Origin of the sequence: Clostridium swellfunianum (assembly GCF_023656515.1) — a bacterium.
In the GTDB taxonomy this organism is placed as follows: Bacteria; Bacillota; Clostridia; order Clostridiales; family Clostridiaceae; genus Clostridium_AT; species Clostridium_AT swellfunianum.
In genome coordinates this window covers 2503899-2519671 of the sequence record NZ_JAMOFV010000006.1, presented here as the reverse complement: position 1 = coordinate 2519671, position 15773 = coordinate 2503899, and the positions used below count along the sequence as shown (strand labels likewise).

The 15773-nt window shown below is 33.8% G+C and carries 18 protein-coding genes; 11 read left to right on the top strand and 7 right to left on the bottom strand.

Annotated features, from left to right (window positions below; all coding sequences use genetic code 11):
* Nucleotides 1-191: 191 nt before the first annotated feature.
* The 5 genes from NBE98_RS11970 (at nucleotide 192) to NBE98_RS11950 (ending at nucleotide 5214) form a co-directional block, all read left to right on the top strand.
* Nucleotides 192-959, top strand: coding sequence for an ABC transporter ATP-binding protein (locus NBE98_RS11970; RefSeq protein WP_250815217.1), 768 nt, complete (start codon nucleotides 192-194; stop codon nucleotides 957-959).
* Nucleotides 952-2928 carry an ABC transporter permease gene (locus NBE98_RS11965; protein ID WP_250815216.1) on the top strand — a complete coding sequence of 659 codons (1977 nt, stop codon included), beginning with the start codon at nucleotides 952-954 and terminating at the stop codon, nucleotides 2926-2928. The genes NBE98_RS11970 and NBE98_RS11965 overlap by 8 nt, the downstream gene beginning before the upstream one ends.
* Nucleotides 2929-3084: 156 nt before the next feature.
* On the top strand, nucleotides 3085-3723 hold the full coding sequence (trhA, locus tag NBE98_RS11960; protein WP_250817565.1) for a PAQR family membrane homeostasis protein TrhA: 639 nt from the start codon (nucleotides 3085-3087) through the stop codon (nucleotides 3721-3723).
* A gap of 130 nt (nucleotides 3724-3853) precedes the next feature.
* Nucleotides 3854-4828 carry a methyl-accepting chemotaxis protein gene (locus NBE98_RS11955; protein ID WP_250815215.1) on the top strand — a complete coding sequence of 325 codons (975 nt, stop codon included), beginning with the start codon at nucleotides 3854-3856 and terminating at the stop codon, nucleotides 4826-4828.
* Nucleotides 4829-4941: 113 nt separating this feature from the next.
* On the top strand, nucleotides 4942-5214 hold the full coding sequence (locus tag NBE98_RS11950) for a hypothetical protein (protein WP_250815214.1): 273 nt from the start codon (nucleotides 4942-4944) through the stop codon (nucleotides 5212-5214).
* 350 nt (nucleotides 5215-5564) lie between these two features.
* On the opposite strand, the gene NBE98_RS11945 is transcribed toward NBE98_RS11950, so the two are convergent.
* Entirely contained in the window at nucleotides 5565-6092 is a 528-nt protein-coding gene (locus NBE98_RS11945) for a hypothetical protein (RefSeq protein WP_250815213.1), read from the bottom strand.
* Nucleotides 6093-6329: 237 nt separating this feature from the next.
* Here NBE98_RS11945 and NBE98_RS11940 point away from each other — a divergent pair, with 237 nt between their 5' ends.
* On the top strand, nucleotides 6330-7265 hold the full coding sequence (locus NBE98_RS11940) for a metallophosphoesterase family protein (RefSeq protein ID WP_250815212.1): 936 nt from the start codon (nucleotides 6330-6332) through the stop codon (nucleotides 7263-7265).
* The gene (gene yaaA, locus NBE98_RS11935; RefSeq protein ID WP_250815211.1) at nucleotides 7262-8026 is read left to right on the top strand and encodes a peroxide stress protein YaaA; all 765 of its coding nucleotides are present in this window, start codon (nucleotides 7262-7264) and stop codon (nucleotides 8024-8026) included. The genes NBE98_RS11940 and yaaA overlap by 4 nt, the downstream gene beginning before the upstream one ends.
* 41 nt (nucleotides 8027-8067) lie before the next feature.
* Here the strand turns inward: yaaA and NBE98_RS11930 are convergent, their stop codons facing one another.
* Nucleotides 8068-8607 carry a hypothetical protein gene (locus NBE98_RS11930; protein WP_250815210.1) on the bottom strand — a complete coding sequence of 180 codons (540 nt, stop codon included), beginning with the start codon at nucleotides 8605-8607 and terminating at the stop codon, nucleotides 8068-8070.
* Nucleotides 8608-8852: 245 nt separating this feature from the next.
* Between NBE98_RS11930 and NBE98_RS11925 the strand changes: the two genes are divergently transcribed.
* Complete coding sequence (locus NBE98_RS11925; RefSeq protein ID WP_250815209.1) at nucleotides 8853-9581, top strand: DUF2161 family putative PD-(D/E)XK-type phosphodiesterase; 729 nt, start codon at nucleotides 8853-8855, stop codon at nucleotides 9579-9581.
* An 85-nt stretch (nucleotides 9582-9666) separates the two neighbouring features.
* Here NBE98_RS11925 and NBE98_RS11920 read toward each other — a convergent pair whose 3' ends face one another.
* From NBE98_RS11920 to NBE98_RS11900, 5 genes are all read right to left on the bottom strand, one after another.
* Nucleotides 9667-10482 carry an ABC transporter permease subunit gene (locus tag NBE98_RS11920; RefSeq protein WP_250815208.1) on the bottom strand — a complete coding sequence of 272 codons (816 nt, stop codon included), beginning with the start codon at nucleotides 10480-10482 and terminating at the stop codon, nucleotides 9667-9669.
* Nucleotides 10483-11376 (bottom strand): ABC transporter ATP-binding protein, encoded by an 894-nt coding sequence (locus NBE98_RS11915; protein ID WP_250815207.1) that lies wholly within the window; start codon nucleotides 11374-11376, stop codon nucleotides 10483-10485.
* Nucleotides 11377-11394: 18 nt separating this feature from the next.
* Entirely contained in the window at nucleotides 11395-11838 is a 444-nt protein-coding gene (locus tag NBE98_RS11910) for a DUF3021 family protein (RefSeq protein ID WP_250815206.1), read from the bottom strand.
* Nucleotides 11839-11857: 19 nt separating this feature from the next.
* On the bottom strand, nucleotides 11858-12295 hold the full coding sequence (locus NBE98_RS11905) for a LytTR family DNA-binding domain-containing protein (protein ID WP_250815205.1): 438 nt from the start codon (nucleotides 12293-12295) through the stop codon (nucleotides 11858-11860).
* 166 nt (nucleotides 12296-12461) lie between these two features.
* A complete protein-coding gene (locus NBE98_RS11900) occupies nucleotides 12462-13163 on the bottom strand; it encodes a VanW family protein (protein ID WP_250815204.1) in 702 nt (233 codons plus the stop codon).
* Between the two features lie 273 nt (nucleotides 13164-13436).
* Between NBE98_RS11900 and NBE98_RS11895 the strand changes: the two genes are divergently transcribed.
* From NBE98_RS11895 to NBE98_RS11885, 3 genes are all read left to right on the top strand, one after another.
* Nucleotides 13437-14054 carry a histidine phosphatase family protein gene (locus tag NBE98_RS11895; protein ID WP_250815203.1) on the top strand — a complete coding sequence of 206 codons (618 nt, stop codon included), beginning with the start codon at nucleotides 13437-13439 and terminating at the stop codon, nucleotides 14052-14054.
* A 41-nt stretch (nucleotides 14055-14095) separates the two neighbouring features.
* Complete coding sequence (locus NBE98_RS11890) at nucleotides 14096-14908, top strand: ZIP family metal transporter (protein WP_250815202.1); 813 nt, start codon at nucleotides 14096-14098, stop codon at nucleotides 14906-14908.
* Nucleotides 14909-15099: 191 nt separating this feature from the next.
* Nucleotides 15100-15759, top strand: a complete 660-nt coding sequence (locus NBE98_RS11885; RefSeq protein WP_250817563.1) for a potassium channel family protein — start codon at nucleotides 15100-15102, stop codon at nucleotides 15757-15759.
* The last annotated feature ends 14 nt before the right edge of the window (nucleotides 15760-15773 follow it).

Sequence of the window (15773 nt, the reverse complement as noted above, 5' to 3'; positions counted from 1 at the left end):
CTTTTATTTTAACCTTACAAAGACGTAAGGTTAGAGGAAGAAATGTAAGCCAAAGTTAAGGCAGTCATTTCTTCCTTTTGTTATACTGAACATGATAAGGCTGAAGTCCTAAATGGACTTCAGCGGCTAGTCTGCCAGTGGAACGAGCAAGCCAGACTGCCTAGTATTTTAGCAGAAAGAGGGAATAATCTATGTCAATACTAGAAGTGAAAAAACTAAAAAAAATATATACCAGCCGTTTTGGAGGAAATCATGTTCAGGCTTTATCCGATGTGTCCTTCTCAGTGGAAAAGGGCGAATACGTAGCGATTATGGGAGAGTCTGGTTCAGGTAAGACCACGCTTTTAAATATTATTGCAGCACTTGATAAGCCTACAAATGGCGAGGTAGTGTTAAGTGGTATAAGCAGTATGAATATAAAGGAAAAGGAAATTTCCAAGTTTCGCCGTGATAATTTAGGCTTTGTGTTTCAAGATTTTAATTTGCTTGATACTTTTTCCCTGCAGGATAATATATTTTTACCTCTTGTTTTATCCGGCAAGGCTTTTGGGGAAATGGAAAGCCGCTTAAAGCCTATAGCAAAGAAGCTTGGTATTAGCGACCTTTTACAAATATATCCCTATGAGGTTTCTGGGGGTCAGAAGCAGAGAGCCGCAGTTGCTAGAGCTTTAATAACTAACCCGCAGCTTATTCTTGCTGATGAGCCTACTGGAGCTCTAGATTCTCATTCCAGTGATGAGCTTCTACGACTATTTAATGATATTAACAAAGAAGGACAAACGATAATAATGGTTACTCACAGTACTAAAGCAGCCAGCCACGCAAGCCGTGTACTTTTTATAAAGGACGGAGAAGTTTTTCACCAGCTATATAGAGCTTCTATGTCCCAGGAAGAAATGTATCAAAAAATTTCTGATACACTTACTATAATTGCTACAGGCGGTGGTCGATGTGAGTAAGATATTCTATCAAAAGCTGGCTGTAACTAACATTAAAAAGAATGGAAAAACTTATTTCCCATATATCTTAACCTGTATTGGTACTATTGCTATGTTTTATATCATGAACTTTATATCAGTAAATGACGGACTAAACAATATGTCTGGAGGAAGAGAACTTAAAATAATTCTCAATTTAGGAACTTATGTTATTGGTTTCTTCTCTATAATTTTTCTCTTCTATACTAATAGTTTTCTTATTAAAAGGCGTAAAAAGGAACTTGGCCTATATAATATACTAGGCATGGAGAAAAGGCATATTGCCAAAGTACTCACTTGGGAAACTATTTTTGTAGCTTTTATAAGTATGGTATTGGGGCTTTTCTTAGGAATTGCAGTAAGCAAGCTTATGTTCTTAGTGCTTCTTAAGATTTTGCACTTTAAAGTGCCTATGGGTTTTTTTATATCAACTAATTCCTTAGTTAAAACAGCTATTCTCTTTGGTTTGATTTTTATATTAACTCTTATAAATAATCTAAGGCAGATTCATCTTGCAAAGCCTGTTGAACTTCTTAAGGGAGGCCAAGTTGGAGAAAAGGAGCCAAAAACAAAGTGGATTCTTACGTTAATTGGAGTTCTTAGCCTTGGAGCAGGTTACTATATTGCTTTGACTACAGAATCTCCTTTGGCTGCACTTAACATGTTTTTCCTTGCAGTAATTTTTGTAATGGTAGGAACCTGGGCATTATTTACTGCAGGAAGTATTGCTCTTTTAAAAATGCTTAGAAAAAATAAGAAATTTTATTATAAGACTAATCATTTTATAAGCGTATCTGGTATGATTTATCGAATGAAACAGAATGCAGTAGGACTTGCTAATATTTGTATTCTTTCAACAACTGTTCTAGTGATGCTATCTACAACAGTATCACTGTATGTTGGTATGGAGGAGGTACTTAGAACAAGATATCCAAGAGATATTTCAATAAGCGCAGAGAATATATCTAAAGAAAAGGCGGAAATGATTAATAATCTCATAAAAGAGCAGGCCGATAAAGATAAAGTTGCTGTAAAGAATATAGTTAAATACAGGTCCTTGTCTCTTGCTATGATGCAAGATAAGAATTCTTTCACAGATAACAGTAATGATATGAAGAACATGAACAATTTAGGCTTCTTAGAATTTATACCATTAAGTGAATACAATGATGTGGAAAACAAGGCTATTTCCTTAAAAGAAAATGAAGTACTCCTCTTTACGTATAGAGGAAAAATAGCTGAAGACAGCATTAACATTTTAGGCAACGAATTTAAAATAAAGGAACGCATAAATAATATGACAGTGGACGGAATCGCTTCTGCAGTTGTTGCAAACGGCTACTTTGTCATTGTACCTGATGAAAAAACAATTGAAAAAATATATGCTTCCAGCACTAATGCCAAAGGGAATATTGGCGATTTGTCTTATTACTTTGCTTTTGACACTGATGCTAATGCAGAAAAGGAAATTGTACTAACTAGTGAAATTAATAGTAGAATAAAGCAGTTATCCGCTGATGCACGATGCGAAGGTTTAGAAGAATCTAGAGAATCCTTCTTTTCTGTGTATGGAGGGCTTTTCTTTCTAGGAATTTTCCTAGGAGCACTGTTTATTATGGCTACGGTGCTTATTATATACTACAAGCAGATTTCAGAAGGCTATGATGATAAGGAACGCTTTGAAATTATGCAGAAGGTTGGCATGAGCAAGGAAGAAATAAAAAAGTCAATTGGCAGCCAAGTGCTTATGGTGTTTTTCTTACCTCTTGTAACAGCGGTTATCCATATTGCCTTCGCATTTAAGGTTATTACTAAACTTCTGGCAGTATTAAATCTTACTAACATAACCTTGTTTGTACTCTGCACGGCAGGAACAATTTTTGTATTTGCCATCTTCTATGCTATTGTGTATATTCTTACCTCGAAGGTTTATTATAAAATTGTTAGTTAATTAATGTTGTTCTAGAATTATTGAATAAAGTTTAAATCCTCGTAAGCAATATGCAACAAATATAAATTACTGTGATATAATATTACTGTAAGAAATTCAAACCATTACGGAAGGGATTTTTATATGGAAGAAAACATCTATAACAATGGACAAAAAATAGAAGAAAGTTTTTATACAAAAGGTGAGGAGATAGCTAACGCAATAACACACGGTGTAGGTGCTGCTCTAGCCTTAGCTGCACTAGTGCTTTTGGTTGTTTTTTCAGCAATATATGGTACAGCTTGGCATGTTGTAAGTTTTTCCATATTTGGAGCAACGCTTTTCATTCTTTACCTTGAATCAACTTTATATCACAGTCTAACAAACAAAAGAGCAAAAAGGCTTTTTAGAAAGTTTGACCACATGTCAATCTTTCTGCTTATAGCAGGAACCTATACCCCCTTTTGCTTAACAATACTTAGAGGACCTTTAGGATGGACAATATTTGGCATAGTATGGGGAGGCACAATAATAGGCATTGTTTTAAAAGCTTTCCTAACAGGAAAGAAGGATAAACTTTCAACTGCTTTATATATAGTCATGGGATGGCTTATAGTTATAGCTATTAAAAAAATGTATCTTTCTATGACTTTAAGCGGTTTTGTATTTTTAGTAGTAGGAGGAGTGCTGTATACAGTAGGAGCGCTATTCTATTCCTGGGACAAATTGAAATTCAATCATGGAATATGGCATTTGTTTGTTATCGGAGGAAGCGTGTGTCACTTTTTCTCGATAATGAGTCTTTTGTTTATATAATAAAAAATATAAGACTGCTTGAAGCATTTTCAAGCAGTCTTATACTTTTATTATTTGATTTAAATCATATATTTTTATGTTATTAGGTGCTAAGATTGACAAGAAGCTTAGTTATTAGGGGGAATACATAATGATTTTTAGTAAACTTAAGAATAAAGAAATAGTGAAGTCAGATAATCAAGCAATTAAGGACAAGACTTTGGATAAGAGTAGATATCATATGGAAGTTATTGATTTTGTTTATTCAATAAAAGGTCTGCTTAAAGATACTACTCTTCAGCATCATACTGTTAATAGTCAGCATAATGAATTAGCTGATCTTACTGAGGAAGTCAAAGATCATATGAGTACAATATCTTCTTTAACAAGTAAAACAAATGAGACTACAAAGGAGCTGCATTTAGAGGGAGATAAGCTATTGAAAATTACAGAGGACACTGTGAAGATGTCTCAAGAAGGAAAGATAGCCATTGAAGAAATGGTAGAAATAATTAAAGTCTTAGAAAACGAAAATAGAAACAGCAAGACAATGATTGATGTATTGGCAAATAAATTTGAGCAAGTTAATGAGGTGGTTAAGCTTATAGCTGGTATTGCAGCTCAAACTAATTTGCTAGCATTGAATGCTGCTATTGAGGCTGCAAGGGCAGGAGAACATGGCAAAGGCTTTGCTGTAGTTGCAGGTGAAGTAAGAAAGCTTGCTGAGCAGACTAAGAGCAGCACCAAGGATATTGCTGAGTTGATTGAAAGCATTTCCACTGAAACTCAAAAGGTTATAAATAACGCTGAAAAATCAAATGAAGCAATAGTTAAAGGTGTAAAAACTTCAATGCAGGCAGTAGATAAGTTAGAATTAAGCCTATCCTCTGTAGCCAAGGTAGACACTGAGGTTAAGGAAGTTATAAAAATTTTGAGCGATCAAAAGGCCCATATTTCTAATGTGAATATAGAAATAAAAAATATAGATAATCTTCTAAAAGTTACTGCAGGAGTTATAGAAAAGCATATTGAAGAGGCTGATGTTGTAGACAATCAACTTGAAAAGACAGGTAGGAAGCTTGATAGTTTTGAACATAGTATTACTGATTTTGAGTACAGGAAATAGCTGACAAGGCAAATTAAGAAGAGCCAAAGAAGGTCATGGGATAATAAAGTATCACCGAAAAGTGTACAAGTACATACTATATACCGAAAAAGTATAAATAAGGAGGGAACCTCATGGCAAACAACTTTGGATATTATGACAATGTGGCTGGTGTTAATTATAATACACCAAATTTCTATAATCCTAACTATTATAACCGTAACCCTTATTATCCTCAGACAAATTGGACCAACCTTGTTGCAGGTGCTGGCTTAGGATATTTGCTTGGATTTGGGCCTCTAGTTGGACTTGGATTAGGAGCAATATTATCTAATACTGGTGGAGAAAATACAAATGTAATTAATATCAACACTGGAAGAAGAGGCTACTATAACGGTAATTTCTAATTGTGGACAAGTGGGCCTATTCAGGAAACTGAATAGGCTTATCCACAAAAATCTGTTGATAAGTTGTGGACAATGTGTGTAAAAGCTGTGTGCAAATGTTGCTTTTAATTGTCATTAAACCTAAACATGATTACAATTGTGTAAAAATATGGAATAAGGGAAGCGATATAATACATATAATGGAAACTAGCGTAGGTTATAAGCATATTATTTTCACAATAAGTTATCCACAATAGCTTATTACATATTACTATAAATATTGTTCTGAAAAAAGACAATATAAATAATAAAAGCAGTAGCTTAAGTAATTAAATAGCTGCTGCTTTTACTGTAGGTTGTCCAATTATTGCTTAATCCTCTCCAAGAAGCTCGTATAAGTTATTCCATATGTGCTTTAATAATACTAGCCTCTTAGATTTATCATATTTGGCATGCAGGCGCCCTAATGCTTTAGAACTATTTTTTATAAGCGCCGTACTTCTTTCAACCAATAAGTTCAATTTATATAATTTGTAATTATTTTCATCATTAATATTAGCTTGTAAATTTTTAATATAGTCCTCAAGAGCCCTTAGTAAAAAACTAAGTTCAAGAATATGAAAAGGAATTATTAAAATATAATCTTCATATTTATTTGTATATTTGCCTTTTATCTCTTGTAGTATATCCTCAATATCTATAAGCAGGTTGATGTAAACATCGATGACGTTATAATAGGACTTACTGGAGCATATACCTATTTCATGCTTTATAGCTTCATAAAGTTCATATAATTCATCAATGGATAAATTAAAGTCTGAAAATACTAATACCGCCTTAGGCAATTTGCCTTGTTTAGCTGTTGTTTCCCTATTTTTAAATTCAATTGTTTTTTGCACAACTTCACCCACCTCCTCTTTGTATATAATATTCGGCATGTCAATTTTTGCTATAAACATCTGAAATTATTACTTAATAGGAGGGTATCTAGTTGAAAATATAACTAAGCAATATATTTTTGTGTATTGATACATGTCTTAATTTTGAAGATATTGTTAAATATTATTGTTTAATTGAGAATTCTTATTAAATAGGGTAGAATATAAATATATTTTCACTTTGAGAGGTATAATTGCATGAAAAAAATAATTTCAGCTATTTTGATTTTAGTATTGATATTAATGGGTTCAACAGCCTATAAGTATTTTGCAAAAGCTCCTGAGGATGTTGGTGTTGATGCTTCATCTGATACTAGTCTTGCGTTTGCTGTAGTAGGTGACGTTCATACTAACACAGAGAATTTTCAGATGGCTATAGATGATATGAGAAGAATAAATAACAGGTTAGATGCTTTAGTTATGAATGGCGATTCTGTTGACCAAGGTCTTGATAAGCAGTATCAGTCAATGAAGGATATTTTACAAAAAAACAACTCAAAACTGCCTAAGACAATAATTAAAAACATTGGAAATCATGAGTTTTTCGATTATGACCATGGCACAAATTCAGCAGAGGATGTTAAAACCTTTATAAATAAATATTTAGATTTCTCAGGAGAGAAAAGCGTATATCATGATCAATGGATTAATGGCTATCATTTTATATCTCTAGGTTCCGAGGATGGAAACACCACTAAAATTGGTACAACCAAGGCTTTTTTATCTGATAAGCAGATAAGCTGGTTTAAGGAAAAGCTTGCTGAAAACTATGAAGCTAAGAAACCCATTTTTGTGTTTTTACATCAGCATTTAAGCACTGGTATAGGAAACTGGATAGGTACTGACCAGTCAAAACAGCTTAAGGAGATCTTATCTAAATATCCGGAAGCTTTTATTTTTACTTCCCATACTCATGCTTCCTTCGATGTAAACAATGTCGCTGTTGATCAGCCTTTTACCATGGTTCATACGGGAGCAGTAAGCTATACTTTTAAGACTGGCAGCGATGGTAAAAGAGAAAGAGCTAATGAAGCCTATGGGGTGTATATCGAAGTGTTTGGTAATAAAGTTGTTATAAAAGGCAGAGATTTTAATAACAGTAAGTGGGTGTTTGAAAAGGAGGTTAGTAAATGATAGCTATATTATCTCCTGCAAAAACCCTTAATTTTGAACAAAGATATACAGATACTGAATATACTAGGCCAGTATTTAAAAAAAAGGCTTTAGAAATTATAGAACTTCTTAGAGAATATTCTCCATTGGAATTGAGTGGACTTATGAAAATAAACGACCAGCTTGCAGAGGTTAATTTCTTTAGGCATCTTCAGTGGAAGGAAGAACATGATATAGAAAACTCAAAACAGGCGCTGCTTGCCTACCATGGGGCTGTTTACCAAGGCTTAAATGCTCAAAGCTTTAAGAGGAATCAGCTTGAGTATGCACAAAAGCATTTAAGAATTTTATCTGGGCTTTATGGAGTTTTAAGACCACTTGACTTAGTTCAGCCCTACAGGCTTGAGATGGGAACTAAGCTTAAAAACAGCAGGGGTAAGGACTTGTATGTGTTTTGGAAGGAAGCTATCACTTCTTACTTTAATGATGAGCTTAATAATCTAGATAATAAGTTGCTTCTAAACCTAGCTTCAAATGAGTATTCTTCTGTGATAGATTTTAGGAAATTGAATGGAGAGGTAATAACTCCAGTGTTTAAGGAGTACAAGCAGGGGACTTACAAGAATGTAACAATTTACGCTAAAAGGGCCAGAGGGCTTATGGCAAGGTTTATTATTGAAAATAAAATTGATGAGGTTGAAAAACTTAAGGAATTTGAAGAAGAAGGCTATGAATTTAATAAAGCTTTATCTTCAAGCAACGAGTTGGTCTTTACTAGATAGAAATGAAAGATAAAAAGCAGAGATTTTCTTTCTCTGCTTTTTCAAACAACATTATATACCTTCTGCGTTAAACCTTCATAAATTAAAACTTTATTTTGTACTTTAAACAAATCAGCAGGTACGGTTAGTTCAGGTGCTTTTTTTGACTGATAAATACTGCCTTTAATAAGTACTTCAGAAACGAACTGGGAGCAGAAGTAATGGTTTTTTCTCTTGATAGGCTTGTTTAACAACACAGCAAATAAACCTAAAAAGTTGTACCTGTATAGATCCTTGTTGTTTGAAAAGTCCTGCACTGTTTGCTGAAGTTGGTAATATTGGTCTTCTGTAACTCTAACTTTATATATTAAACATTCGCTTTTAGGAAATTTTTTATAAACACCGCCATATAAATTTTCTTCAACAAAACCGCCTGAAAAAGGATTGTCAGGATTTGTTCGGCCAAAGGAGTACATTTTAGTAAAGCTATGGTCAAAGCTTATAGATGCATGGACATATTTTGTTTCAGAAAAAATATTTAATGCTCGTGAAAGCCAAGTTCCTGTCTTTGAAAAAACTAAGTAAATATATTTATGCCTCATACCGTATCTTTCAGCTCCTTAACACTGTTAATAATTTATATTCATCATGTTCTATTGTAATACGAAAACCTTAAGTATTTCTTAAGAAGGAGTTAGCTTTTTCTTAAAAGTATATTAGGATATTATTATGAGAGTAATTATAGCATGTACTTGTCCAATATAATATAGTTAAAGTAAGTGATATGAGGAATTAATTTCAATATAGTATACTGTTTAGAAGAATATTTAAGGCAGGAGTGAGCTTGTTGGAAGCTAAAGATAAAATACTAGAATCAGATTTATGGAAACCAGTGAGTGATTTTTTTGTAAAAGAAGGCTATACAGTTAGAAGTGAGGTTAAGGATTGCGACATAGCTGCTATAAAAGGTGAGGAACTTGTGGTTATTGAACTTAAGAAAAATCTTAGTGTGGATCTCTTAGCTCAAGCTGCGAAGAGACAAAAGGCTGCAGACTTAGTTTATATTGCTGTACCCAAACCTAAAAAACTTATAGGAAATGCTAAATGGAAAGATATTTGTCACTTGATTAGAAGACTTGAGCTTGGACTTATTCTTGTATCTATTAAAGGCAGGCAAAGCTTCATAGAGATTCCAATCCATCCTATACCTTTTGATAGAGAGAAGAGCAGGAATATGAGCAAAAAGAAAAGAGAAAGTATCATCAAAGAAGCAAGCAGCAGATACAAGGATTCAAACATCGGAGGAAGTACAGGCAAGAAACTTGTTACGGCTTATAAAGAATGTGCTATTTTTATTGCCTGCTGTCTTCAAAAGTTTGGGCCGCTATCTCCTAAAAAATTAAGAGAATTTGGTGCGGATGAAAAAAAGACTACTTCAATCCTTTCAGAAAATCATTATGGATGGTTTAAGAGAATTGATAGAGGTGTTTATTCGATTACTGAAGTAGGGGTAAGGGAGCTTACGCAGTATAAAGAGCTGACAGAATACTATAATTCTAAGATAGTTGATTTATAATAAAAAGCGTATGAGGCTGTCTCAAAATAAGGTTTAACATTTCAGCTTCCTTTGTACTAACATATTTTGAGACAGCCACAGTGTTTTAAACTCTAAAGTCTTTTTTCTTATATATAAAGTAGGTTGCTGTAATGCAAACTATGCTTATAATAAATGCTAGCGCTATATTTATAGGTTCAAAGCCTTTCTTTACAAGTTCGGAGGGAACAGCATAGTGAAAGGGTGAGAAATATCTTAAAAACTCAAGCTCATCTATCATTCCTGAAAAAGTTCCTAGGAGGTAAGTAACAAAGAAGGCTCCAATTGATATAGGTGTTGCAAGTCTTAAATGAGGAATCAAAACAGAAACCAGAAAGCCTGCGCACATAAATACCAAGCCTACTAGAAAGAAGCCTGCAAATAACAGTTTCATATCCATAAATAAATCAATTGTTTTTAGATCTTCTGGTTTTACAGCTAGTGATATTAGTATTGAGGCAACTGCCATTATAACTACAAAAATATAGAATAAAGCAAGTGAAGACAGAAGCTTCATTGTAACGATTTTAGTTCTACTAGCAGGCTGAGCATAAAAAAACTCTATTGTTCCTTCACTTTCCTCTGATATCAAAGACTTGGCTCCCAGCATTGCAGCATAGATACTTCCGGCTATAACGATATACTGAAAAACATAGGCAAAAAATTGATTTAGCTTTGAAAAATCAGGTACGTCCTTCAAATTGAAGGCTTCCAGTATGGCAGGAGGCATAGAATCCATCTTTGTATTAACAAGCTCTTGCATTCCGCTGTCCTTCATGGAAGGAAACATAGACATAAATAGAATGGTTAGCAGCACGCACACTACAGTCCATACGACTAAAGGTTTAAGTCCTTTTCTAAATTCTATTTTAAATATATTCATTTAGTTTTCCTCCTTTTCTGATGAATCGTAGTAGCTCATGAAAACCTCAGAAAGTTTCCTGTCTTCAATAATTAAATCCTTAAGTTTATACCTATTTAGTACTAGGAGAAGCTTGTTTACATCCCCGTTATAATTAAAAGAAATACTATCCCCAGATTGCTCAAAGCCTTGGCAACCAATAGCTGAAAGCTCATTTTTAACAGCATCTGAAGTTTTTAGAGTAATTTTCTTTACTTTTTTACGAGCGAAGTCGGAAATAGTTTTTACATCTATAATTTTGCCTTCCTTAATTATAGCTACCTTGTCGCAAAATTCCTCTACCTCTGTTAAGTTATGGCTGGATAAAAATATTGTTGTGCCTTCTTCTTTAAGCTTTAATAAAGTGTTGAAGAGTTTTTGCTGAATTAATGGATCTAGGCCATTTGTAGGCTCATCCAATATAAGAAGCTTTGGCTTATGAAGAATAGCTTGAACAATGGCAACCTTTTTCTTGTTTCCAAGAGAAAGCTCTGAGATATTTTTATCAAGCTCAACTTCAAATAGCTTGCACAATTCCGAAATATATTCATTGTCAGGATTTTTGCGGAAGGACTTTGCATATTCGATAAGCTCCTTGACCTTCATATTATCATAGTAGCGCACCTCACTTGGTACATAGCCTAAGTCTTCCTTAATCTTTACAGTATCATTAACACAGTCTAAACCAAAAATGGTTGCTTTTCCTGAAGTCGGGAAAATAAGATTTAACAGTACCTTTATAGTAGTTGATTTTCCAGCACCATTTGGACCGATAAAGCCAAAAATTTCCCCTTTATTAACCTTTAAATTTACACTATCTATTCCACGGTTTTTCCCGTAGGTTTTAGTAAGGTTTTTTATATCAATTATATTCATTTAACTTCCTCCCCCTAATTATTTAATATTCCTATTTTGTTTATATGCTGTAAGTCGCTGATTTAATTCCTCACCTGTGGCTTTGTAATAAAGATAAAAGGAATGTATGCAGGCTATATATAAAAACAGATAACTGCCTGTAAATATAGAAAGGTCCTTAAGCTTTTTCATATCAAGCCAATGAAAAAGCTGACAGAAAATAAGCAAGGTTACATAGCATAATATTAAATGCATAAATATCTTAAGCTTGATACCAACAGAATTTAATATAAGTTCACCAAAGAATAGGTAATGATAAAGCGAGATAATCATTGATAAACCTACAAGCTGCCAAATAACCATAAGATTCATAGATTCATTTCCAAGTATCATACTTACTATGGTGTATATCATAATTGCTGCAGTGAAAAACACACTCCATACAAATTTAAATTGAGTTGTTATTTCAATAAAATTTTTCAATCTTATCTCTCCTTTACTTTTATAAGCCTAATATTTCTTTGATGATAGGCACGTACTGCCTTGATATAATTAATTTTTCATGATTTTCAAGAAGTGCTTCAAGTCTACCGTTGAACTTCGGGGAAAGCTTTTTAATTTTTGAGATATTAATTATTGTGGATTTGCTGGCTCTAAAGAAATCTAGATTGCCAAGCTTTTCTTCTAATTCATAAAGTCGGAAAGGGGTTTCCAGCACCTGTTTTTCGGTATACATAAAAGTTTTCTTATCCACGCTCTCAAAATAAAAAATATCCTTTGGCTCTATGAATTGATTTGCATTGTCCATGATGCCAAGAATTCTCTCCTCTGAGCTTTTGAGCAGAAGGATAAGTCTTTGGATTTCTTCATTAACTGCTTTGCACTTTATTACTATTTCTGTTTCTAAGTTGTCTTGTGCTTGGTCTATTATTATTTTCATCCTAAGACCACCTCCTGTTCTATCGTTACTCAAAAGAAAAATAACCTTTAATAACAATATAAGCTTTAGTACTTATTAAGTAAATAAGTATAATACTAAGCTGCATTTTGGCAATACTAAGTTGCAAAAAAATAGTTTGACGCAAAAGTAAAGCGTCAAACTATTTTTATCTTGCTTTATATATATAAACCTTAAGTTTTTTATCTTCAACCTTAGCTTTTAACTCAACAGTATACTTTTTGCTATTTTTAAATTTTAAGTCTAAATATCCATAGCTTACAGCAGCATCTTTACCTTGAGGAACATATCTCACGCTCCTGCTATGAGAATGTCTTTCTAAGATTTCCATACCAGCTCGCTCTGCAGCGTTAAAAATTGTGCTGCTCAGCTGGCATACACCGCCACCCATATCTTCTCCATATTCTCCATTTACTATTATCGCAGCAACCTTAAAACCATTACTTGCATCTCTCTTACCTACTACATCGTTAAAGGAAAAAGTATCTCCAGGTTTAAGTTTATATCCATTTATTTTTTTAATTGCCAGACCTATATTCTCCATTCGCTCTTTATCTCTATTTAAAAGAGGTGTTTGATAGCTTCCTATTGGCTTTGGTTCGGAGGACTTTTTTTGTGTTTTTGGTGGCGAAGAAGCAGGTGGTGCTGGCTGAACGGGAAGTGTTTGTTCTGTAGAAGCATCTTCAGGTATAGAATATTTTGGTTCCTGAGCATTATATATTTGCTCTGTTCTTTGAATTTGTGGTGATGCTTCGTTTTTAATTGGGCTTGGAGTTTGTCTAGTTCGGCAGGAATTTAAGAAGCTTAAAATAATAACTGAAGCTAATAAAACAGAAAACTTTCTTTTCATTCTCTCCCTCCTTTTAACCATTTAGGTTTTAGTAGTTCATATGTAAATAGTATTTGTTGTTTTAAGTCAAACATCCTAAGAAATATATTAAAGTATTGGTAGTTTTTTTAAAATAAATAATAATAATTTTCTGTTAAAACTATATATTAACAAGCTAAAATATCATATAATAAAATAGACAAAGTAGATTTGTAAAAATATATAGAGTTGATTTTGGCTGATGTGGTATTATATACATATTGATTTAATAATTGGCTTACATGGGAGGATTTTATGCTTAGACTTTATATAACTAGACATGGAGAAACTGAGTGGAACATTCAAAAACGTATGCAGGGTTGGAAAAATTCCAATTTAACGAATAGAGGCATTAGGAATGCAAAAGCGCTTGGAGATGCTTTGAAAAAGGTTGAATTTAAAAGAGTTTACTGCAGTCCTTTAGATAGAACAAGACATACCACAGAACTTATTTTAGATGGAAGAGATATAGAAGTTGTGTATGAAGAAAACCTTAGAGAGATACACTTAGGCGAAATTGAAGGAAAGAATCAGGAGGAAGCAAATATAATATATCCTGATTTTAGCACCCACTTTTGGGAAAAACCTCATTTGTATAAAGCAAAATCAGGAGAGGACTTCTATCAAGTTAGGGAAAGAGTTTTAAAGGCCTTGGAGAGAATAATAAAAGAGAATCCATCAGGAAATGTACTTATAGTAACTCACGGAGTTATTCTAAAAACAATACACTCCTATTTCAAAAATCTCTCTATGGAAAGACTTTGGGACCCGCCATTTATATACGATACAAGCTTAACTATTGTTGAAATAGAAAATGGTGAGTTTAATATAGTGGTTGAAGGGGATGTTTCCCATATTAAAGATATTGAATAGCAAGGTAGCTTTAGAAATGTAAGAAAGGAAGGATGTTTAGAATGGATTGGTTTACAAATTTAGATCCAGTTCTTCAGGCGCTTTTAGCCACACTCTTTACTTGGTTTGTGACAGCTTTGGGCTCAGCTTTGGTATTTCTTTTTAAAAGCATAAATAAAAATGTTTTAAATGGAATGTTAGGCTTTGCGGCAGGCGTAATGATAGCTGCAAGCTTTTGGTCTCTTTTAGCTCCGGCCATAGAAATGGCTGAGGAGGCGAATATGATAGCCTGGGTTCCAGCGGTTATAGGATTTTTAGCCGGAGGAGCCTTCTTATGGCTAGTAGACGTACTTTTACCTCACCTTCATATTGGAGCGCCCATGGAAGAAGCTGAAGGGGTTAAAACAAGCTGGCAGAGAAGTGTTTTACTTGTGTTAGCTATAACCCTTCATAATATACCAGAAGGTTTAGCTGTAGGTGTTGCCTTTGGTGCCGCAGCAGCTAATTTTCCAGCAGCATCCTTGGCAGGGGCAGCGGCTCTTGCTATGGGTATTGGACTTCAAAATTTTCCAGAAGGTGCAGCAGTTTCAATACCTCTGAGAAGAGAAGGTTTTTCAAGAACTAAAAGCTTTTTATACGGTCAGGCTTCAGGAATAGTAGAGCCTATAGCAGGTGTGCTTGGTGCTGCAGCCGTTATAGCAATGAAGCCTATTCTTCCCTATGCATTATCCTTTGCTGCGGGAGCGATGATATATGTTGTAGTTGAAGAACTAATACCTGAATCGCAACAGGAAAAGCAGCACTCAAATATAGGAACTATAGGTGCAATGCTTGGGTTTGCTGTTATGATGTTATTAGATGTAGCTTTTGGCTAATATAAAGAAATAGCGGGAATGAAGTATATTGCCCTTCATTCTCGCTATTTTTATTTTGAAAAAAATACCTAGGCTATGACTTAACCTCTTCTATAAAGAAAAATGAGGGGAAGTAACTTTAGAATTTTTAATATTATTCGTTTAGACAATCTATACAAATGATGATAAAATAATTTAAAAGAAAGGAAGCGATAGGAATGAAGCAGTTTGCTGTTATAGGACTCGGAAGGTTTGGTTCAAGCATAGCTAAAGTACTTAGCTCATCAGGATATGAGGTTTTAGCTGTTGATAAGGATATGGAGAGAATTCAGGGAATATCTGATGAAGTTACTCATGCTATTCAAGCAGATGTAACCAGTGAAAGTTCAATAAGATCTCTTGGTATTAGCAACTTTGATGTAGTAGTTGTATCCATTGCTTCGGATTTAGAAGCTTCTATACTTGTAACTTTGATGGCAAAGGAATTGGGAGCAAAATATGTAGTTGCTAAGGCTAGAAGTGAATCACACGCAAAGGTGCTTTCAAAAATTGGTGCAGATAAAATTGTGTTTCCAGAAAGGGATATGGCAGAAAGAATTGCTCATAATATAATATCATCCAATATACTTGATTATATTGAGTTATCTCCTGAGTACAGCATAATGGAGCTTGCTGCTTTAGAGGAGTGGCAAAACAAGTCTCTTGGACAGCTTACTATGAGAAGACGATACGGAATTAATGTGCTTGCAATAAAGCATAATGATAAAATAAATGCTTTCCCAAATGCAGATGATATCATTAGAGAAAAGGATGTTATAATAGCTGTTGGGCACAATGATGACTTAGATAAGATTAGAGACAGAAGAAAATAGAAGGATGTGCATTA